The sequence below is a fragment of the Amycolatopsis nivea genome (assembly GCF_004522235.1).
GTDB lineage: Bacteria > Actinomycetota > Actinomycetes > Mycobacteriales > Pseudonocardiaceae > Amycolatopsis > Amycolatopsis nivea.
Map to the genome: position 1 here is coordinate 23744 of NZ_SDLT01000044.1, position 19352 is coordinate 43095.

A 19352-nucleotide genomic window follows, 5' to 3' on the forward strand; every position below is an offset into this window, starting at 1 on the left:
TAACCGTGAACTCCCGGGAAAAGCTCGAAATCGTGTGTGCGAAAGCGTGGCAGGCGGTGGTCGAGGAGCCGCTCGGAGAATGGACTCTGCGCTGGGCGGACGGCTTCACCGGGCGCGCGAACAGCACACTCGCGGTCGGCGACCCCGGCTGCCCGGTCCCGGACGCGCTCGCGGCCGTATGTGACTTCGCCCACGCTCGCGGCATTCCGCCCGCGGTTCAGGTGCTGGAAGACAGCGAACTGGAGCGCGCGGTGGCCGCCGCGGGCTGGCGCGAGCAGGTCGAGCACGCCGCCGGGTACCGGGTGTCGGTGCTCACCGGTCCGCTGCCGTCCGGTCCTTCGCCCGACGCTGAGGTCCTCGACCAGGCGACGCCGGAATGGTGGGAATTGGCCGAGAACACCACCGAGCCGGGTTCCGCCCAGCGGCACGTCGTGACCACCGGAAAGGTCGGTTACGGCGTCGTGCTGGCCGACGGGGTCACCGCCGGGGCGGTGCGCGGGGCCGTCGTCGACGACTGGCTCCACGTCGCCCGTCTCGCGGTCGCTCCGGAGTTTCGCCGCCGCGGTCTGGCCACCACGGTGCTGCACGCGCTCGCCGACTGGGGCCGCGCGCACGGCGCCGACAAGTGGGTCCTGCAAGTGGCGGTGGGCAACGCCGGCGCGCTCGCGTTGTATTCCGCGCTGGGCTGTTCGGAGCACCACAGGTACCGGTACTGGGGCCCGGCGCCGCGGACGTGCGAGGATCGCCAGTCGTGAAGATCGTCGTACTGGTAGGCGGGGTGGGCGGCGCCCGCTTCCTGCTCGGGGTCAAAACCGCACTCGGACTTCCCGCGATCGGCGCGGGCGAGTCCCCGCACGAGATCACCGCGCTGGTGAACACCGGCGACGACGTGTGGATGCACGGCCTGCGCATCTGCCCGGATCTCGACACCTGCATGTACACCCTCGGCGGCGGCATCGACACCGAACGCGGCTGGGGCCACGCGGGCGAGACCTGGACGGTGAAGGAGGAACTCGCCGCCTACGGCGCGGAGCCGACCTGGTTCGGGCTCGGCGACAAGGACATCGCGACCCACCTCATCCGGTCGCGGATGCTGCGCGCGGGCTATCCGCTGTCCCAGGTCACCGAGGCGCTGTGCGATCGCTGGCAGCCCGGCGTGCGCCTGCTGCCGATGTCGGACGACCGGGTCGAAACGCACGTCGTGATCGACGATCCGGACCAGCCGGAGCAGCAGAAGGCCGTGCACTTCCAGGAGTGGTGGGTGCGTTACCGGGCCGGCGTGCCCGCACATTCGATCGTGGCGGTCGGCAATGACGAGGCGAAGCCCGGTCCGGGGGTGCTCGAAGCGCTGGCCGAGGCGGACGTCGTGCTGTTCGCGCCGTCGAACCCGGTCGTGTCGGTCGGCACGACGCTCGGGGTGCCCGGCGTGCGCGACGCACTGCGGAAAACTCGCGCCAAGGTCGTCGGGGTGTCGCCGATCATCGGCGGGAAAGCGTTGCGCGGCATGGCCGACGCGTGCCTCACCGCGATCGGCGTGGAGACCTCCGCGGAGGCGGTCGGCCGCCACTACGGAGCGCGTTCGGAAGGCGGCGTGCTCGACGGCTGGCTCGTCGCGCCGGAGGATCACGAGGCCACGGTGCCCGGCGTGGACGTGCGCGCGGTGCCGCTGCTGATGTCCGATGTGGACGCGACGGCGGACATGGTCCGCGCGGCGCTCGACGTGGCTGGAGTCTCCAGTGTCTGATGCAACACAGCTTGACCACGCTTCCCAGAAGATCGAGATCCTGCCGGTTCCCGGGCTGCCGGAGTTCCGTCCCGGCGACGACCTGACCGGCGCGATCGTGTCCGCCGCGCCGTGGCTGCGGTCCGGCGACGTGGTCGTGGTGACCAGCAAGGCGTTCTCGAAGATCGAGGGCCGCTTGGTGCGCGTGCCGAGCGACCCCGAGGCGCGCGACGCGGCCCGGCGGAAGCTGATCGAGGAAGAATCGGTGCGGGTGGTCGCCCGGATCGCGCGCACGCTGATCACCGAGAACAACCTGGGCATCGTGCAGGCGGCGTCCGGGATCGACGCGTCGAACGTGCGCGGCGACGAGGTGGCGTTGCTGCCCGCGGACCCGGACGCGTCCGCTTTGGCTCTGCGCAACGGTTTGCGCGAGCGGCTGGGCGTGGAGGTGGCCGTGGTCGTCACCGACACCATGGGCCGGGCCTGGCGAGTCGGCCAGACCGACGCCGCGATCGGCGCGTCCGGCCTGCGCGTGCTGCACGGGTACGCCGGTCAGGTCGATTCGCAGGGAAACGAGCTGGCCGTTACGGAAATCGCGATCGCGGACGAGATCGCCGCCGCGGCGGACCTGGTGAAGGGCAAGCTCGGCGGATTGCCGGTCGCGGTCGTACGCGGTCTGCAGATCCACGACGACGGATCCACCGCGCGGGACCTGATCCGCCCGGGCGAAACCGACCTCTTTCGCTTGGGCACCAACGAATCCATCGCGCAGGGCCGCCGGGAAGCGGTACCGCACCGGCGTTCCGTCCGGCACTTCAGCGACGAGCCGGTCGACCCCGAAGCCATGCGTCGCGCGGTCGCGTCCGCGCTCACCGCGCCCGCGCCGCACCACACGCACCCTGTGCGGTTCATCTGGCTGCGCGACGAAGGCCTGCGCCGCGAACTCCTCGACGCGATGCGCGCGTCCTGGGAAGCCGACCTGACCAGCGACGGCTTCACGCCCGAGCAGATCGCGAAACGCCTTTCCCGCGGCGACATTCTTTATCGCGCGCCGGAACTGGTGATCCCGTTCCTGCTGCCCGAAGGCGCGCACACTTACCGCGACGACCGGCGAAACCGCCACGAGCGCACCATGTTCACCGTCGCCGCCGGTGCCGCGGTGCAGGGCCTGCTGGTCGCGCTGGCCGCCGAAGACCTCGGCTCGTGCTGGATCGGCTCGACCATTTTCGCCGCCGACCTGGTCCGGTCCACTTTGGACCTGACCGACCAGTGGCACCCGCTCGGCGCGGTCGCCATCGGGCACCCGGCCGAACCCGCTCCCCCGCGCGGACCGCTTTCCACCGGCGATTGGCTGATCGAACGATGACCCTGCACGACTCCGCGGTCGCCGCGCTGACCGAATGGAAGCCCTCCGAACCGGCACAAGAGTCGCTGCGGCAAGCGTTTCTCGGTTTCCTGGCGTCGCGTTCGGACACTTGCCAGCGCTCCTGCGAAGCCGGGCACCTGACCGCGTCCGCGGTGGTCCTCGACTCGACCGGCACGCAGGTCCTGCTGACCCTGCACCCGCGCGTCGGCCGCTGGCTGCAACTCGGCGGGCATTGCGAACCGTCCGACGCGTCGCTGGCCGAAGCCGCGCTGCGCGAGGCGACCGAGGAATCCGGCATGAGCGGCCTGGTGATCGGGGAAACGCCGGTGCACCTGGACGTCCACCCGATCACCTGCTCGCTTGGCGTCCCGACCCGGCATTTCGACGTCCGGTACGTCGTGCACGCCCCGCCCGGCGCGGAACCCGTGCGCAGCGAGGAATCCGACGACCTGCGCTGGTGGCCGGTCGACGCACTGCCCGCGGGTTCGGAAGATCTGGCCGAATTGATCGCCGCGGCCCGTTAACCTGGACGCATGGACCTGGCGCGACCGCACCTGCACCCGGGCGACACCGGCGCGGCCATCAGCGGATGGGTGGTGCTGATCGGCTTCGCGGTAGCGTTCGCGCTGCTGGCGCTGGGCATTGTGGTCAGCATCCGACGGAAACGGCGGCAACAATGAGCATCAGCTACGACCCGGCCTCGGCTGTCCCGCCGTTCGAACAGGTCCGGACCTCGCTGGCGAACCAGATCAACGACGGCACCCTGGCGGTCGGCACCAAGCTCCCGACGGTGCGCGGGTTGGCCGCGGAACTGGGCATCGCGCCGAACACTGTCGCGCGTGCGTACCGGGAACTCGAGGAAGCCGGTCTGCTGGAAACCCGAGGCAGGGCAGGCACTTTCGTCGGCGCGACCGGCGACGAGACGCTGTCCCGAGCCCAAGCCGCCGCGGCCACGTACGCCGAGGTGATCCGAGGGTTGGGCTTGTCGGCCGAACAAGGCGTGGCGATCGCGGCGGCGGCCCTGCGTTGATCGCGGCGAGGAATTAGCATCTGGTTTTGTCCTTGCCCGACCCGATGGGAACCTCATGCTGAAATTCGTCCTGCCGGTCGTGCTGATCCTGCTGCTGATCCTCATCCTGGTCTTGAAATTCGCGGTGGGACGGCCTAAGCAGCCGCCGCAGGCCGGGCCTGGGCAGTACCCGGGACAGCAGGGGCCCGGTGCGCCGTATGGTCAGCAGCCGCAGGGCCAGTACCCGCCGCAGCCTGGTCCTCCGCAGCAGTACCCGCCGCAGCAATATCCGCCGCAGAATCCGCAGGGCTGACCCGCTTCGTCCTGCGGCAAAGCCTTGACCAGGGGAGGGTCTTCATGGCTGTACAACCGTGGCATCTCATCATCCTGCTGCTGATAGCAGGCGTGGTATTCGCGATCGTGCGCGCTTCGGCCAAAAAGAAGCAAGGCCCGCCGCCGGGCTACTTCCCGCCGCAGCAGGGCTATCCGCCACCCGGCCAGAGCTATCCCCCGCCGGGACCGCAGCAGGGCTACCCCGTCCAGAACTACCCCGGCTATCCGCAGCCCGGCCCGCAGTATCCGCCGCAGCCCGGCGCCCAGTACCCGCCGCAGCCCGGTGTCCCGCCGCAGAACCCGCAGTATCCGTACCCGCCGCAAAGCCCCGGTCAGTAGACCGCGGCACGCCGGTCAGGCACTCACATCGCCCGGTAATCCCGCAGCTCAATCCGCGGCCCGAACCGCGGCCGCCGAGCTCCGGCCGCTCCCAGATACCGGATCGCCCGCTGTCGCTGCGGCGCGTACGGGGCGAGCACCTGCGCCATCTCCTCGTCGTCGATCTCCCGCCCGAGCAGCGTGTGCCCGACCACCGCCGGGATGTTGTAGTCGCCGAAGCTGACCGCGTCCGGGTCGCCCCACGCGCGCTGGGCGATCTCCGCCGCCGTCCACACTCCGATGCCCCGCACCTTCCGCAGCCACGCGCGTCCCTCAACCCCGCGCAACTGCACCGCTTCTTCGAGCCGCGGAGCGACCCGGGCCGCCTCGATCAAGGCCGAGCGGCGCTTCACATCCACCCCGATCTTGTGCCAGTTCCAGTCCACAATGGACCGAATGGCGACCGGGTCCGGCGGCACCCGCAGGAAGTCCGGGCCGGGGCCGGGGGCGCGCGTGCCGAACCATCGGCACAGCTCCGCCCACGACCGGATCGCTTCCTTGCCGCTCACCTTCTGCTCGAGGATCGCCAGCACCAGCGCGTCCCACACCCGCCCGGTCGAGCCGAGCCGCAGCCCGGGCGTGTCGCGGCGGGCGGCGGCGATCACGTCGTGGTGCGCGACGAATCCGGTGTCGTCATCGTCCGCGCCGAGCAGCGCGGGCACGCCGGCGAGCAGGAAATCCGCGCCCTCGCCCCAAGCCTCGGCCTCGACGACGCCGTCCGGCCGGTGCAGCAGCGCGAGCGTTCCCTTGCCGCCGGGCGTGTTCGCGGCCAGCCACCAGACGCCGCGGTCGCGCCGGAAGTTCAGCGACCCGCGCCCACGGCTCAGCGGACCCAGCACCTGCGCCAGATCCACCGGAAACCCCGGACGCCACTCCATCACGCGTCGCTCGAAAACCGGATGCCGCCGTCCGGCACCGAAACGCCGGGCCAGATCCGCACGCCGTCAAGCAGTTCGCAGCGAGCCCCCACCGACGCGCCGTCGCCGAGCACCACGCCGCGCAGCACCGCGCCCTCGCCGACCTGCGCTCCGCGGCCCAGCACCGAGTTCTCGACAATCGCGTCCGGGCCGATCACCGCGTCGTCGAACACGACCGAACCGGACACCGTCGCGCCCTTCCCGACGACAGCCCGCGCGCCGATCGTCGTGCCGTCGGTGAGCTTCGCTCCGGTAAAGACAGAAGCCCCGTCCAGCGCCAGAAAATCGCCGGTCGGCCCGGCCAGCGCGGAAGTCGGCGCGACGCCGCGGACCAGATCGGCGCTGCCGCGCACGAACGCTTCGGGAGTACCGACGTCGAGCCAGTACGAAGAATCAACAAATCCGTGCAGATGCGCTCCATTTTCGAGGAGCCCGGGGAACGTCTCGCGTTCGACCGACACCCGCCGCCCGGCCGGGATGGTCTCGATCACCGGACGGCGGAAGACGTAGCAGCCGGCGTTGATCTGGTCGGTCGGCGGGTTCGGCGTCTTCTCCAGGAAGGCGGTGACCCGGCCGTCGGAGTCGGTCGGCACCGAACCGAAGCGGCTCGGGTCCGGGACGCGCTGGAGGTGCAGGGTCACGTCCGCGCCGGAGTCGAGGTGGGTGCGCAGCTGGGCGTGCAGGTCGGCGCCGGAGAGGATGTCGCCGTTGAAGACGATCGCGTGGTCGGCGCGCAGCCGGTCGTAGACGTTGCGGATGGCGCCGCCGGTGTCGAGCGGCTCCTCCTCCACCACGTACTCGATCTCCAGACCGTGCGCGGACCCGTCGCCGAAGTACTCCTCGAACACCTCGGCCCGGTACGACGTGCCGAGCACCACATGCCGGATCCCGGCCGCGCGGATGCGGGAGAACAGGTGGCTCAGATAGGGCGTGCCCGCCGTCGGCAGCATCGGCTTCGGCGCGGACAGCGTGAGCGGGCGCAGCCGCGTGCCCTGGCCGCCGACCAGTACGACGGCGTCGACCTCGACCTCGGACGTCACAGAAATCTCCTTTGTATCACGCACCGCTGAGCGACAAGCCGCGGGAAACGTGGGCGGCGCGGGCCCCGAGGGCCTACCCTAGACAGGAAACAGGCGGGCCTTTCCCTAGAGGCCCCGGGTCAGTCGGGAGGCCGAGGGGAATGGACCCCCGCGATCGCGCGGACGCATTGCTCGCACGCGCACGATCCCGCGGCGCCTTCGTGGTGACGCCGGACAACATGACGTCTCCGATGGATTCCTCCAGCACTCAGCAGATCTCCGCCGCGGTGGTCTCCGGGCTGGATCCCGACACGACGACGCAGCTGCCCGCGTCGCTGATCGAAGAGAACGACCATCCGCTGGCAGCGGGCACGCGCACCCAGCCGTCGCCGCATCCGCTGGCCCAGCCGACGCCGACGCGGCCGCTCGAAATCCCCGGCGCGCAGAACACCGCTCCGCAGCCGACGGTGCCGAGCCCGGCCGCTCCGCAGACGACGCCGCTGGTCCCGCGCCCGCAGGCGAAGCCGGTGGCGAGCCCGCTGAAGGATCCGGCCGAGGAGGAAATGACCGGCCTGGTCCCCACGATCAAGCAGAACAGCGGACGGTCCAACCTGTCCCGGCGGCTCGACGGGCTGTGATCCTCGCGGGGTCTCCCCGGGCCCGGGCTGCCCGGATTGCCCGGGGAGACTTCCCGTTCGGGAGGTCGCGTCTCCCGCGAGCGATCTTTACGACCGCAAAGTGTTGCGGCGGCTGAGCATCTGGACGATCCCGGGGGCACGCCGGTTGCCCGGGCGTCCTTTGCGGACCGTCAGCCCTTCCGGGTCTCCAGCTTCACCCGCAGCGCCAGCCCGAGCTTCACCGCGGCCAGCACCGGCTTCCACAGCAGCCCCTGGTGCCGGTCGGCGAGGTAGCGGTAGGCGCTCGCGTGGTGGGCGCGCAGCATCTTCGCCGACGCGCGCGCGGTCGAGTGGCCGCCGATGTGCATCACGCTCGACGACGGCGCGTAGACGTTCTGCCAGCCCGCCTTCGCGAGCCGGTCGCCGAGGTCGACGTCCTCGAAGTACATGAAGTAGCGGGTGTCGAAGCCGCCGACGGAGTCGAACGCCTCGCGCCGGAAGAGCTGGCAGGAGCCGGACAGCCAGCCGGACGTGCGCTCGACCGGCGCGGCGTTTTCCTGGCGGTATTCGCGAGTCCACGGGTTGCCCGGCCAGACCTTGCCGAACACCGCGTGCCCGATCCCGCGTCCGAACGACGGCAGCAGCCGCGCGGACGGGTAGACGGTTCCGTCGAGGTCGTGGATCAACGGCCCGAACGCGGCCCCGCGCGGCCAGCGCCCAGCGACCTCGATCAGCGCGTCGAGCGAGCCCGGCTCCCATTCGAGGTCCGGGTTGACCACGACGACCCAGCCGTAGCTGTCGTCGAGCGCCGCGACGCCGCGGTTGGCGGCCGTTCCGTAGCCGACGTTCTCGCCGATGCTGACGAGCGTCACGTTCTCGCGCTCGGCGGCCTTTTCCGGAGCGCCGTCGGTGGACGCGTTGTCGGCGACCACGACGTGCACTTCGCGGTCCGTCGCCTTGTCGAGCGTGTCGAGGAACTTCTCGAGCGTTTCGCCGGAGAAGTAGGTCACGGTCACGACGCCGACGCGGTCACCATACGTGCGCTGCTCAGTCACGGCGCCATTGTCCACTGCTCACGGACGGCTACGTCAGCCCACCGACCCGGTCACCCGCAGTGATTCCCCGGACCGCCTTTCAGCTCCGCCAGTTCGTCGTCGATCAGCAGGCCCGGGTCGAATTTCATCCCGGTGAAGTGGCCGGCCAGTTCGAGCGACAGGACCCCGTGCAGGCGGGTCCAGAAGGACAGCGCGCGCCGCACCGCGCCGGTGCCGGCGGTGTCGCTGTCCACCCACTCGCGATGGGTTTCGAGGTGCACGTGGAACGTCGTCGCCGACTCCGGTTCGCCCAGTGCCGCGTTCGCCTCGATCAGGACTTCCATGACCTCGTTGGAGATCGCCGTCGTGTCCGGCGGCGCGTGGTAGCCGGGCACCGGCGTGCCGTAGATGAGGAAGTAGCGCTGCGGATCGGCCTTGGCCCAGTCCCGGATGACGTGCGCCAGTGCCAGCAGGTCCGCCCCGGAATCCGCCGCCGCGCGGACGGTGTCGGCGAGGCTCCGGAACGCGTCCCGGATCAGCGCGGTGATCAGCTCGTCCCGGCCGCGGTAGTACCGGTACAGCGCGGGCACGGTCATGCCCATCTGCTTGGCGATCGCGGTCAGCGACAGCGCGGGCAGCCCCGCCTCGGCGATCTGCTGCCGCGCGTGCTGCTTGATCTCCTCGCGCACCTGTTCGCGGTAGCGCTCCCGTGGTGCCTGTTCGGCCATCGGCTGTTCCCCTTCGTTCCTCTCCGCTCAGTGTAGTTAAGCCCCTTCACGCCCGCTATTGACGTTCACGGTTGCGAGCTTGTACGGTCTTAACTGAAGTTAAGTCTATTAACTCTCACTAATGGAGTTCACCTTGTCGAACCTCAAGCCGCGCCTGCGCGCCGCACTGCTGGCCCTTCCGATCGCCGCTGGACTGCTCGGCGCCGCACCCGCCCAAGCCGCCGCCCCGCACCCGAGTTCCCTGACCTGCCAAGGAAAAGGCATCGACCCGACCGCCCACCTCCACCACCGCGCGGAGACCTTCATCAAGGCCCCGCTGAGCACCGTGTGGCGACTGCACACCAGCGTCGAAAGCTGGCCGCGCTGGCAAAAGCCGGTCATGAGCATGAAGCGCCTCGACCCCGGCCGCCTGCACCCCGGTTCGCGGTTCCGCTGGACCACACCCGCTCCGCCCACGCCGTCGACCCCGGCCACCACGCTGGTCATCACGTCGACCGTCCACCAGGTCAAACCCGGCCAGTGCATCCGCTGGTCCGGCCCGGCGATCGGCCAGGGCCTGCGGATCGACAAGGGCACGCACGTCTGGAACTTCGTCCCGGTGCGCGGCGGAGTCCTCGTCCGCACCGAAGAAAGCTGGACCGGCCAGCAGATCGAGGCCGACCCGGCCACCGCGATCAAGTACCTGGCTCCGGGACTGGACCTCTGGCTCGCCGATCTGAAGACCGCCGCCGAAGCTCACTGCCACCGCTGAACCCTTACCCGCGAAGGAGAATCGTCATGCCCGTGTCCCGCGCCTCGCTGCCTGTCCTGATCACCGCCTGGTCCGTCCCGGCTCTCGTCCTCGGGCAGTTCGCGTTGCTCTCCGGTATTCCGTTGATCGCGCTTCTCGTCTCCAGCCTGCGCAATTCCCAGCCGCGCGCGCTGCGCTGGTGGTCCGCCGGATTGGCCGCGGTCTATCTCGGAGTGCTCGCACTTTGGGCGTTAAGTCCGGAAAGCGCGCCGAGTTTGTCTAAATCGATGAATCCGGCGGTCACGGCATTCTTCGTCGCGAGCGGAGTCGCGGTCGCCATCGCCCACCACGTCCGCAAACGCCCCGGTGCCGTTAACTGAAACTGGTAACCTCGAAACCACCAGCCGTAAAGAGGGGGCCGATGAAAACCGTCGCCATCGAGGAGCACTGGACCACCTCCGGCATCGACCGGATGCTGCGCACCGAATCCGGCGACCCGAGCATCGCGCACAACGACCGCGGCGATCTCGCCGAGCGCCTGCTCGACATCGGCGACCAGCGCGTCGCGTGGATGGACGAGGCGGGCATCGACGTCCAGCTCCTCTCGATCGCGCCGCCGGGAACGCACGGATGCCCGGCCCCGCAGGGCATCGAGCTGAGCCGCGAGGCGAACGACCTGATCAGCGAGGCCGTCGCGAAGCATCCCGACCGCTTCCGCGCCATGACGACGCTGCCGATGTCCGATCCGGACGCAGCACTCGCCGAACTGCAGCGGACCGCGAAGGATCCGGCGCACGTCGGGATCATGTCGTACGGCCGCAGCGGCGACCGCCCGCTCGACGATCCCGCGTACGACGAACTGCTCGGCGCGGCCGCCGCGCTCGGCAGGCCGGTTTTCGTCCACCCGCAGATCCCGGTGGAGTCCGTCCGCCAGGCTTCCTACAGCGGTTTCGGCCCGGAACTCGACCTCGGACTGGCCACGTACGGCCTCGGCTGGCACTACGAGGCCGGGCTCGCCGTCATCCGGCTGATCCTGCGCGGAACCTTCGACCGCCACCCGGATCTCCAAGTCGTCCTCGGCCACTGGGGCGAGGTGGTCCTGTTCGCACTGGACCGCATCGACAGCCTGTCGCACACGGCCACGCATCTCGAACGTCGCGTCTCCGAGTATTTCCGCACCAACATTCACCTGGCGACCAGCGGAATGCTCGTCCCGCGAATGCTGCGCAATGCTCTCGAATACACCGGCACCGATCGGATCTTGCTTTCCGGCGATTATCCATTCCACCGGGTCCAATCCACAGCTGTCGCGGAATTCCTGCAGAATTTACCCGACGAGGAAGACCGGGAAAAGATCGCGCACGCCAACGCGGAAGCCCTTTACGGTCTCCGTTAACGATTGCGCAAATGCTGATGCCAGGCTTTTCCGTAAGCCTCGCGGTGCCGATCCGCCGTTGTCGTCCACGAGAATTCCTTGGCGCGCCGCTGCGCCGCGGAAGCGAGTACTGAGCGACGCGACGGATCGGCCAGCAATTCCGTCAACGCCGCGGCGACATCGCCCGCACCGACACCGCAGTACGCGACCGCGTCGCCGCCGACTTCCGGCAGGGAGAGGCGGCGCGTGGTCAGTACCGCGGCTCCGCAGGCCATCGCTTCGAGCACCGGAAGCCCGAAGCCTTCGCCGAGGCTCGGGTACGCCACGAGTTCCGCGCCGCCGAGGAATCCGGCGAGCGTCCCGAACGGCAGATACCCCGCGCGGATCACCCGAAGCCGGTGCGGCACCGCGTCCAGCGCGCGCTCCACCTGGGTGTCCCAGCCAGGCTGCCCGGCGAGCACGAGCGCCGGCGCGTCTCGCTGCCCAGCGACCGCGCGGGCGTAACCGCGGATCAGCGCGGGCACGTTTTTCCGCGGTTCGAGCGCCCCGAGGAACGCGATGTACGGCGTCGAGCCGAGCCCGACCGCCTTCCGCGCCGCCGCGATCTCCTCCGGGGACGGCGGGTGGAACCGTTCGCTGTCGACGCCGTGATGGATGATCTCCAACTCCGCGTGCCGAACCGGGCTCACCCGCGCCAGCTCTACCGCTGTCGCGTGACTGGGAACTACGCAGAGTGTCGCCCGCCGCAGCGCGGTAGCGGTCCATGCACGGAAGAACCGGGCCTTGACCGACGAGTGGAGGACCGCGTCGGTGAAGAACGTCGCGTCGTGCAGCGTGACCACCGAAGCGGCCCCGCTGGCGAGCGGCATCGTGTAGTGCGGAGAGTGCACGACGTCCGCAGCGAGCCGGCGCACGAGCCGGGGCAAGGTGGCTTGCTCCCAGGTCAGCCGGGCAGTGCGCGTAGAGGTCGCGGGCGACGCGGCGACAATCCGGGAACCAGGCGCGAGCTGACTGTAAAGCGGCAGGTCACGAGGCTGGCAGACCACCGTCAGCCGCGCCCCGTCCTGATCGAGCGCACCGACGAGCGAGTCCACGTATCGGCCGACCCCACCCCGATCCGCGGGCACCGCGGTCGCGTCGATCAGCACACGGGGATCACCGGTCACGAGTGCAGCGTACGGCGATCACCCACCGCACAGGTCAGGAACCGGCAAACTGCCGCCGACTCCAGGCGCCACCACCCTCGCCCACCTGCACTCACCCGTCCGGGTTCACCCGACCGTGTTAGGCCGATGGCAGCCTGACGACTGCCGACGCCGCAGCGCCCCGCGAACACCTGCGCCTGCTCCCTGCCGAGCTTCGACAGCCCCGCCGCCCCTCGGCAGCCGCGGCGCTGCCAGCCCGACCGCCCCGGTTCGACCAGCACCGGAACCTTCGCGAGCACCCGACCGCCTCCCGAACCCCTCAGCCCGGCCGCCAGAGGCCAGCCCCGACCGCCGGTGCAGCCGCCAAAGCCCGACAGCCGACTCCGCTGACGAGCGCGCCGCCAGTCCGGCCGCCGATGCCCAGCCGCTACCCGAACCCGACCGCAGCCTGCCCGATCTGCCCGGCCCGCCAAACCGCCAATGCCCGACCGCAACCCTGAGCCCAACCGCAGCCCGCCCCATCTGCCCGGCCGCCGATGCCCAGCCCGCCAAGCCGCTGCTACAGCCACCATTGCCCAGCCGCTACCCAAACGGCCGCCGGTGCAGCCGCCGAAGCCCCGACCGCAACCCGCCCACCAAAGCCCCCACAGCAGCCCGACAGCAGCCCGCCCGCCGACGCAACCGCAGTCGCCGCTCCCGCTACAAACCAGCCGCTCGCCGCCGCAGTCGCCAAAGCCCAATTGCCGACCCGCCGCAAGCCCGCCAGCCGTCAGCCAGCCCGACCGCCGACGCAGCCGTCAGAACCCACTCGCCGCCGACCGCAGCCAGCCGCCGCAGCCGCACTCGCCACCCCGCTACAAACCAGCCGTCAGCCAGCCCGCCGCAGCCGCACTCGCCACCCCGCTACAAACCAGCCGTCAGCCAGCCCGCCGCAGCCGCACTCGCCACCCCGCTACAAACCAGCCGTCAGCCAGCCCGCCGCAGCCGCACTCGCCACCCCGCTACAAACCAGCCGTCAGCTAGCCCGCCGATGAGCCGCCCACACCGCCTCAGCCGCCGCTCGCCAAGTGAACGTCCGGGCCCGCTCCCGCCCCAGCTTCGACAGCTCCGCAGCCTTGTCCGGCGACAGCAGCACCTCTTTCAGCGCCCACGCCAGCGCGTCCGCATCCCCGCGCGGCACCACCAGCCCGGCCCCGCCGGAGACCTCTACCAGGGCCGGGACGTCCGTGTGCACCACCGGGACCCCGATCGCCATCGCTTCCAGCAGCGGCAGTCCGAAGCCTTCGGCGAGGCTCGGCATCGCCAGCACGCTCGCGCCGCGCATCGCGGTCGCCAACTGGGCGTCGGTCACCTTCCCCAGGACCCGCACCGATTTCAGGCCGCGGTCGGCCGCCAGCCGCACCGGGTCGATGCCGCCCCAGCCGGGCTGGCCGGCGAGCACCAGGCCGACGTCGCCGACCTCGTCCGTGCCGTCGAGTTGCGCCACCGCGTCGACCAGCACGTCCATGCCCTTGCGCGGTTCGATCGTCCCGACCGCCAGCACGTACCGCGACGGCAGGTCAAGCTGGGCGGACCCCTCCGGCACGGTCACCCCGTGCGGCACGACCCGCACCGGGACGTCCACGTCCAGCAGCACCGCCAGCTCGTCGGCAACCGCCCGGGTCGGCACGATCAGCCCGGACGACCGCCGCGCCGCCCGCGCGATCATCGACCGGTGCCAGCTGACGCCGCGTGCGGTCAGGGTCTCCGGATGCGTCCACGGCACCGTGTCATGCACGGTGACGGTCAGCGTTCGCCCAGCCGGGGCACGGGGCGGCGCGAACGGGGTCGGCGCGTGCACCGCGTCACCGCCCGGCCACCAGCGCAGGCCCAGTTGCCACAGCGCGACCAGCGCCCTCGGCGGCAGCGGCAGCACGCGCGGTCCCTCGACCCCCTCGACCTGCGCCGCGGAGACGTCCGCGTGCCGCGCGACCACGCTGGACACGGTCCAGCCGGGCGGCGCGGTGCGGGCGAGCGCGGGCAGCAGTTCGGCGGTGTACCGGCCGGTGCCACCCGGAACGGGGGCGAGCAGTTGCTCGGCGATCACGACCAGTTCGGGCACGCCGCTATTCTCTCCCAGGTGACCAGCGCGGAATCCGGCACCACCGTCGTCGTGGTGACCTGGCGTGGGGAAGCCCACCTCGCCGCGTGCCTCGACGCGCTCGCCGCCCAGGACCGTCCACATCGGACACTCGTGGTGGACAACGCCTCAACCGACGGCACCGCAACGATTCTGGCCGAGCACCCGAGCCGTCCGGAGGTCCTCCGGCTGCGTCGCAACACCGGTTACGCCGGTGCGATGGCCCACGCGCTCGACCGCATCGGCACCCCTCGCGTCGCCTGGCTCAACGACGACGCCGCCCCTGAACCGGACTGGCTCGCCAACCTCGAAGACACCCTCGACAGCCAGCCGCTCGCCGCCGCCGTCACGTCCCGGCTCGAACTGACCGACGGCAGCACCCAGTCGACCGGCGTCCGGCTCACCGCCGACGGCCACGGCGCCGACCTCACCGAGCCCAGCGACGAGGTCTTCGGCTTCTGCGGCGGCGCCGCGCTGCTGCGCACCGACGCCGTGCGCGCGGTCGGCGGCGTCCCGGCGAGCTTCTTCTGTTACTACGAGGACACCGACACCGCGTGGCGGCTGCGGCTGGCCGGCTGGCACGTCGTCGCCGCGCCGAAAGCGCGGGTCCAGCACCTGCACGGAGCCAGCACGAAGCCCGGTTCACCGCAATTTCACCGCTGGAACGAACGCAACCGCCTGCTCATGCTGCTGCGCTGCGCCCCTACGAAAGTCGCGATCCGGGAATTGGCCCGCTTCGCCGCGATCACCGCGCTGCTTCCGCTGCGCCGGCGCCGTCCGGACGCGGCGAACTTCGACCCCGCGCTGCGGCTGCGGGTACTGGCGGAGATCGTCTTCCGGCTCCCCCGCACGCTGCGGGAACGCGGTCGCGTCAGCCGGATCTCGGCGCTGGGCCGAGGCGCGATCTGGGATGCCTGGGCTGGCCTTTAAGCTGGGCGGAAATTCGACGGAGGAGCTCGTCTTGGCAGTGGGGGACCCGCAACCGCTCGTCTCGGTGATCGTGGTGAATTACCGCGGCGCCGACGACACCATCACCTGCCTGCGGGCGCTGCGAACCGACCTGGATTACGCGAATGTCGAGCTGATCTGCGTCGACAACGCTTCCGGCGGCGACGACGCGGCCCGCATCCGCGCCGAGGTGCCCGACGTGCGGCTCATCGAATCGCCGGTCAACACCGGGTTCGCCGGCGGCTGCAATCTGGGCGCGAAGCACGCGAACGGCACCGTCCTCGGCTTCCTCAACAACGACGCCCGCCCCGCTCCGGCGTGGGTCTCCGCGGCCGTCGCCGAACTGCGCGCGCAGCCGACCGTCGCCGCGGTGGCGAGCAAGGTCCTCGACTGGGACGGCACCGGCACCGACTTCGTGGACGCGGGTCTGACTTGGTTCGGCATGGGCTACAAGCGCCACGCCGGCAGCCCGATCGCGGACGTGCCCGAGGCCGAGCACGACGTCGCCAAGGACGTCCTCTTCGGCACCGGCTCGGCGCTGTTCGTGCGCGCGTCGGTGTTCGCCGAACTCGGCGGTTTCGACGAGCGTTTCTTCATGTTCTACGAGGATGTCGACCTCGGCTGGCGGCTCAACCTGCGCGGCTGGCGCGTCCGCTACGTGCCGGAATCGCTCACCTACCACCGCCACCACGGCACCATGGCAGCCGTCGACGCGCCCGACACCGGCCGCGAGACGTTCCTGCTGGAACGCAACGCACTGGCCGCGCTGTACAAGAACCTCTCCGACGAATCCCTGGCTCGCGCTCTTCCCGCGGCCCTCGCGCTGGCCGTCCGCCGGGCGACCGCACGCGGCGGCATCAACCCGGACCAGCTTGATCTGGAAAAGGGCGTCGGCCCCGTCGACACCTCGGAGGTCGCGGTCCCACGCACCACGCTCGCCGGAGTGCTGGCAGTGGACCGATTCGTGGAGATGATGCCGTCGCTGGCGGAGTCCCGCGCAGTCGAGCAGGCCGCGCGCGTGCGTACCGACGCGGACCTGCTTCCGTTGCTGCGCAAGGCACTTGAGCCCGCGTACCCGCTGCCGGATTACCTTCGCGCACACGAAATCCTCGTCGAAGCGTTCGGCATCAAGGACGTGTTCGGCCAGCGCCGCAAGATCCTCGTGCTGACCGGCGATTCGATCACCGAGCGCATGGCCGGCCCGGCGATCCGGGCGTGGAACATCGCCTCGACGCTGTCCGCCGAGCACGACGTGCACCTCATGACCACCAACCCGCTGGTCTCGCCCCCGCCGGCGGCCTTCCAGGTCAGCTCGGGCAAGCACCGCGACCTCGACGGCCCGATCGAATGGGCGGACGTCGTGATCCTTCAGGGGCACGTGCTGGAGCTGGCGCCGTCGCTGAAGAAGCAGCACGAGCACAAGATCGTGGTCGCCGACGTGTACGACCCGATGCACCTGGAGCTGCTGGAACAGGGCAAGGACGCTCCCGACGACCAGCGCGCGCTCGACCTGGCCGGCGTCACCCGCGTCCTCGACGCCCAGCTCGAACGCGCCGATTTCTTCCTCTGCGCCTCCGAACGCCAGCGCCACTTCTGGCTGGGCCACCTCGCCGCGCTCGGCCGCCTGTCCCCGCGCCTCTACGACGCCGACCCGACCACCCAGTCCCTGCTCGCCGTCGTCCCGTTCGGGCTCTCCCCGCAAGCCCCGACGCGCACCGGCCCGGGTCTGCGTTCCGCTCTCGGCATCGGCGAATCCGACCGGGTCGTTTTGTGGGCAGGCGGCGTCTACAGCTGGTTCGACCCGCTGACCCTGATCCGCGCCTTCGGCCTCCTCCGCCACCGCCGCGACGACGCCCGTCTGGTGTTCCTCGGCATGAAGCACCCGAACCCCGAGGTCGCCGAAATGGACATCGGCGCGCGGACCGTGCGGTTGGCGGATTCGCTGGGCCTCACGGACAAGAACGTTTTCTTCAACGAACAATGGGTCCCGTATTCGGACCGCCAGAACTGGCTTCTCGACGCCGATTGCGGTGTCACCACGCATTACGAACACGTCGAGACGACTTTCGCTTTCCGCACCCGGGTTCTCGACTACCTGTGGGCCGGTTTGCCGATCGTGACGACCGACGGTGACGCATTCGCCGACCTCGTCCGCGCGGAGGGTCTCGGCGTCGTCGTCCCCGCCGAAGACGCGGGCGCGTTGGCAGACGCTCTGGAAAAGTCGTTGTACGACCGGGAATTCGCCGACGCGTGCGTCGAACGGATCCGAGTAGTCGCGCAGCGCTACGCCTGGCCGGAAGCGCTGAAACCCCTGGTGGAGTTCTGCCGCAACCCGCGCCCCGCCGCGGACCGGTTGCCCGGCGGCGCCGACCTCACCGTCAGCGACCCGGTCCGCGGCACCGCGATGGTACGGCGGGATTTGGCTCTGGTACGGGAATATCTCGCCGCTGGCGGCCCGAGCGAACTGGCGAAGCGAGCAGCAGGACGGGTCACGAAGGTAGCGCGGGAGCGGTTGCGCCGTGGCTGACCGTCCGCTGCGTGTCCTGCTAGACGGCACCCCCCTGCTCGGTTCCCGGACGGGCATTGGCCGGTATACCGCCGCGTTGAGCGAAGAGCTCGCTTCGATGTCCGAAGTGGACCTTCGTGCAGTCGCGTTCACTCTGCGGGGCTGGCGGAAACTGCGGCATGTCTTGCCGCACGGCGTTCAGGCACGCGGAATGCCAGTCTCCGCAAGGCTGCTGCGAGCCACCTGGCTACGCACCCAGCTACCCCCCGTCGAACTTTTCGCCGGACCAACCGATGTAGTCCACGGCACGAACTTCGTCCTCCCCGGCCGCCTCCGTGCCGCAGCAGTACTGACGATCCACGACCTGGCTTTCATCGACGCCCCCCAGGAACTCGCCCACTCCGACCGAACCCTCCCGGAATTGGTCCGACGCGGCGCCCACCGGGCGAATGTCATCTGCACCCCCACCGAGGCCGTCGCGGATTCCGTCGCGGAGAAACTGGATGTCGATCGATCGAAGATCATCGCCACCCCGCTAGGCGTGAACCCAGCCTGGTTCACCGCCCGCCCGCCGGACGACGGAGTGCGAGCGAAGCTACGGTTGCCAGAGAAGTATTTGCTGTTCGCCGGCGCCGCCGGACCACGCAAGGGTCTCGACTGGCTAGCCGCCGCCCACGCCGCCGCCCCAGACCTGCCACCGCTGGTCTTCGCTGGCCCCGGCCCATTCCCCAGGTTGCCGAGGTCAGGACAGACCGGCTATCTGTCCGATGTGGACCTCCGCACGGTCGTGGCTGGCGCCGCAGCATTGGTTCTCCCGTCGAGGGATGAAGGCTTCGGCTTGCCGGTCCTGGAAGCAATGGCCTCGGATGTCCCAGTCGTCTGCACCGACATCCCGGCCCTGCGCGAGGTAGCAGGAGACTGCGCAACCCTAGTCCCGTACGACGACGTAGACGGCCTCGCAGAAGCCTTGCGCCAAGCCGTAACAGACCCCCACGGCCTAGCCACCTCCACCGCCCGCAGAACTCACGCGGCAAGCTTCACCTGGCACAACACCGCACTACGCACCTTAAACGCATACCGCCAGGCAACCGAAGCGTAAAAGCTTTAAACCGCAGCATCAACGCATAACAGGGGCACCACCCAGACCCCCGCATCCCCGATCCCCGCCAAGCACGCGGTCTGAGGTGCTTGTCAAGGTACTCTTTCCAGCCTTGACAAGCACCTCAGACCGTAGTGACAATTAAAGGATCGGGGTGGGGGGCCACAAGCCGAGAATCCGGCGAAGCCGGGAAGAACCGGCGAAGCCGGTGAAAAAGAACCGGCGAAGCCGGAAAAGAAAACCCGCCCGGAGAAAGGCCCCGAAGCCCAATTGTGCTGACGGTTCGGGGCGCAGGGAGGGGGCTGG

21 protein-coding genes are annotated in these 19352 nt (G+C 70.1%); 15 read left to right on the forward strand and 6 right to left on the reverse strand.

What is annotated here, in order from left to right:
• The first annotated feature begins 5 nt into the window (after window positions 1–5).
• From EIZ44_RS36890 to EIZ44_RS36925, 8 genes are read left to right on the forward strand one after another with little or no spacing between them, the layout of a single operon-like run.
• Complete coding sequence (locus EIZ44_RS36890) at window positions 6–755, forward strand: GNAT family N-acetyltransferase (RefSeq protein ID WP_037815958.1); 750 nt, start codon at window positions 6–8, stop codon at window positions 753–755.
• Window positions 752–1744, forward strand: coding sequence for a 2-phospho-L-lactate transferase (gene cofD / locus EIZ44_RS36895; RefSeq protein ID WP_134733770.1), 993 nt, complete (start codon window positions 752–754; stop codon window positions 1742–1744). Before EIZ44_RS36890 ends, cofD begins: the two co-directional genes overlap by 4 nt.
• Window positions 1680–3089, forward strand: coding sequence for a coenzyme F420-0:L-glutamate ligase (locus tag EIZ44_RS36900; RefSeq protein WP_240691519.1), 1410 nt, complete (start codon window positions 1680–1682; stop codon window positions 3087–3089). The genes cofD and EIZ44_RS36900 overlap by 65 nt, the downstream gene beginning before the upstream one ends.
• Window positions 3086–3613 carry an NUDIX hydrolase gene (locus tag EIZ44_RS36905; RefSeq protein ID WP_134733774.1) on the forward strand — a complete coding sequence of 176 codons (528 nt, stop codon included), beginning with the start codon at window positions 3086–3088 and terminating at the stop codon, window positions 3611–3613. The genes EIZ44_RS36900 and EIZ44_RS36905 overlap by 4 nt, the downstream gene beginning before the upstream one ends.
• A 9-nt stretch (window positions 3614–3622) precedes the next feature.
• Window positions 3623–3769: an LPXTG cell wall anchor domain-containing protein gene (locus tag EIZ44_RS36910; RefSeq protein ID WP_134733776.1), complete on the forward strand. Its 147-nt coding sequence runs from the start codon at window positions 3623–3625 to the stop codon at window positions 3767–3769.
• Window positions 3766–4119 carry a GntR family transcriptional regulator gene (locus EIZ44_RS36915; protein WP_037815963.1) on the forward strand — a complete coding sequence of 118 codons (354 nt, stop codon included), beginning with the start codon at window positions 3766–3768 and terminating at the stop codon, window positions 4117–4119. The genes EIZ44_RS36910 and EIZ44_RS36915 overlap by 4 nt, the downstream gene beginning before the upstream one ends.
• A 55-nt stretch (window positions 4120–4174) precedes the next feature.
• Entirely contained in the window at window positions 4175–4411 is a 237-nt protein-coding gene (locus EIZ44_RS36920; protein ID WP_134733778.1) for a hypothetical protein, read from the forward strand.
• A 44-nt stretch (window positions 4412–4455) separates the two neighbouring features.
• Window positions 4456–4770, forward strand: coding sequence for a hypothetical protein (locus EIZ44_RS36925; RefSeq protein WP_134733780.1), 315 nt, complete (start codon window positions 4456–4458; stop codon window positions 4768–4770).
• A gap of 23 nt (window positions 4771–4793) precedes the next feature.
• Here EIZ44_RS36925 and EIZ44_RS36930 read toward each other — a convergent pair whose 3' ends face one another.
• Both EIZ44_RS36930 and manB read right to left on the reverse strand, forming a co-directional pair.
• Complete coding sequence (locus tag EIZ44_RS36930; protein WP_134733782.1) at window positions 4794–5687, reverse strand: DNA-3-methyladenine glycosylase family protein; 894 nt, start codon at window positions 5685–5687, stop codon at window positions 4794–4796.
• Window positions 5687–6766, reverse strand: coding sequence for a mannose-1-phosphate guanylyltransferase (manB, locus tag EIZ44_RS36935; RefSeq protein WP_037815969.1), 1080 nt, complete (start codon window positions 6764–6766; stop codon window positions 5687–5689). Before manB ends, EIZ44_RS36930 begins: the two co-directional genes overlap by 1 nt.
• 140 nt (window positions 6767–6906) lie before the next feature.
• On the opposite strand from manB, the gene EIZ44_RS36940 reads away from it, so the two are divergent.
• Window positions 6907–7383 carry a hypothetical protein gene (locus EIZ44_RS36940; RefSeq protein WP_134733784.1) on the forward strand — a complete coding sequence of 159 codons (477 nt, stop codon included), beginning with the start codon at window positions 6907–6909 and terminating at the stop codon, window positions 7381–7383.
• A 170-nt stretch (window positions 7384–7553) separates the two neighbouring features.
• On the opposite strand, the gene EIZ44_RS36945 is transcribed toward EIZ44_RS36940, so the two are convergent.
• Complete coding sequence (locus tag EIZ44_RS36945; protein WP_205673417.1) at window positions 7554–8417, reverse strand: glycosyltransferase family 2 protein; 864 nt, start codon at window positions 8415–8417, stop codon at window positions 7554–7556.
• A gap of 50 nt (window positions 8418–8467) precedes the next feature.
• Complete coding sequence (locus EIZ44_RS36950; RefSeq protein WP_037815971.1) at window positions 8468–9124, reverse strand: TetR/AcrR family transcriptional regulator; 657 nt, start codon at window positions 9122–9124, stop codon at window positions 8468–8470.
• Window positions 9125–9245: 121 nt separating this feature from the next.
• Between EIZ44_RS36950 and EIZ44_RS36955 the strand changes: the two genes are divergently transcribed.
• The 3 genes from EIZ44_RS36955 to EIZ44_RS36965 are packed head-to-tail and all read left to right on the forward strand — an operon-like array spanning window position 9246 to window position 11250.
• Window positions 9246–9875 (forward strand): SRPBCC family protein, encoded by a 630-nt coding sequence (locus tag EIZ44_RS36955; protein WP_037815973.1) that lies wholly within the window; start codon window positions 9246–9248, stop codon window positions 9873–9875.
• A 26-nt stretch (window positions 9876–9901) separates the two neighbouring features.
• A complete protein-coding gene (locus EIZ44_RS36960) occupies window positions 9902–10234 on the forward strand; it encodes a hypothetical protein (protein WP_037815974.1) in 333 nt (110 codons plus the stop codon).
• 41 nt (window positions 10235–10275) lie between these two features.
• Window positions 10276–11250, forward strand: a complete 975-nt coding sequence (locus EIZ44_RS36965) for an amidohydrolase family protein (RefSeq protein ID WP_134733786.1) — start codon at window positions 10276–10278, stop codon at window positions 11248–11250.
• Here the strand turns inward: EIZ44_RS36965 and EIZ44_RS36970 are convergent.
• Window positions 11247–12377: a glycosyltransferase family 4 protein gene (locus EIZ44_RS36970; protein ID WP_134733810.1), complete on the reverse strand. Its 1131-nt coding sequence runs from the start codon at window positions 12375–12377 to the stop codon at window positions 11247–11249. The two genes, EIZ44_RS36965 and EIZ44_RS36970, sit on opposite strands and share 4 nt — an antisense overlap.
• Window positions 12378–13389: 1012 nt before the next feature.
• Complete coding sequence (locus EIZ44_RS36975) at window positions 13390–14475, reverse strand: glycosyltransferase family 4 protein (RefSeq protein ID WP_134668796.1); 1086 nt, start codon at window positions 14473–14475, stop codon at window positions 13390–13392.
• A gap of 18 nt (window positions 14476–14493) precedes the next feature.
• Here EIZ44_RS36975 and EIZ44_RS36980 point away from each other — a divergent pair, with 18 nt between their 5' ends.
• The 3 genes from EIZ44_RS36980 to EIZ44_RS36990 are packed head-to-tail and all read left to right on the forward strand — an operon-like array spanning window position 14494 to window position 19046.
• Window positions 14494–15423, forward strand: a complete 930-nt coding sequence (locus EIZ44_RS36980; protein ID WP_134733787.1) for a glycosyltransferase family 2 protein — start codon at window positions 14494–14496, stop codon at window positions 15421–15423.
• 31 nt (window positions 15424–15454) lie between these two features.
• Window positions 15455–17968 carry a glycosyltransferase gene (locus EIZ44_RS36985; protein ID WP_134733788.1) on the forward strand — a complete coding sequence of 838 codons (2514 nt, stop codon included), beginning with the start codon at window positions 15455–15457 and terminating at the stop codon, window positions 17966–17968.
• Window positions 17961–19046, forward strand: a complete 1086-nt coding sequence (locus EIZ44_RS36990) for a glycosyltransferase family 4 protein (RefSeq protein ID WP_134668790.1) — start codon at window positions 17961–17963, stop codon at window positions 19044–19046. The genes EIZ44_RS36985 and EIZ44_RS36990 overlap by 8 nt, the downstream gene beginning before the upstream one ends.
• The last annotated feature ends 306 nt before the right edge of the window (window positions 19047–19352 follow it).

Excerpts from the sequence above, each read along its gene's own strand:
- EIZ44_RS36900 (WP_240691519.1), top strand. The coding sequence starts at position 1,680 with ATGTGGACGCGACGGCGGACATGGTCCGCGCGGCGCTCGACGTGGCTG.
- EIZ44_RS36905 (WP_134733774.1), top strand. The coding sequence starts at position 3,086 with ATGACCCTGCACGACTCCGCGGTCGCCGCGCTGACCGAATGGAAGCCC.
- EIZ44_RS36910 (WP_134733776.1), top strand. The coding sequence starts at position 3,623 with ATGGACCTGGCGCGACCGCACCTGCACCCGGGCGACACCGGCGCGGCC.
- EIZ44_RS36915 (WP_037815963.1), top strand. The coding sequence starts at position 3,766 with ATGAGCATCAGCTACGACCCGGCCTCGGCTGTCCCGCCGTTCGAACAG.
- EIZ44_RS36920 (WP_134733778.1), top strand. The coding sequence starts at position 4,175 with ATGCTGAAATTCGTCCTGCCGGTCGTGCTGATCCTGCTGCTGATCCTC.
- EIZ44_RS36925 (WP_134733780.1), top strand. The coding sequence starts at position 4,456 with ATGGCTGTACAACCGTGGCATCTCATCATCCTGCTGCTGATAGCAGGC.
- EIZ44_RS36930 (WP_134733782.1), bottom strand. The coding sequence starts at position 5,687 with ATGGAGTGGCGTCCGGGGTTTCCGGTGGATCTGGCGCAGGTGCTGGGT.
- EIZ44_RS36940 (WP_134733784.1), top strand. The coding sequence starts at position 6,907 with ATGGACCCCCGCGATCGCGCGGACGCATTGCTCGCACGCGCACGATCC.
- EIZ44_RS36950 (WP_037815971.1), bottom strand. The coding sequence starts at position 9,124 with ATGGCCGAACAGGCACCACGGGAGCGCTACCGCGAACAGGTGCGCGAG.
- EIZ44_RS36955 (WP_037815973.1), top strand. The coding sequence starts at position 9,246 with ATGGAGTTCACCTTGTCGAACCTCAAGCCGCGCCTGCGCGCCGCACTG.
- EIZ44_RS36960 (WP_037815974.1), top strand. The coding sequence starts at position 9,902 with ATGCCCGTGTCCCGCGCCTCGCTGCCTGTCCTGATCACCGCCTGGTCC.
- EIZ44_RS36965 (WP_134733786.1), top strand. The coding sequence starts at position 10,276 with ATGAAAACCGTCGCCATCGAGGAGCACTGGACCACCTCCGGCATCGAC.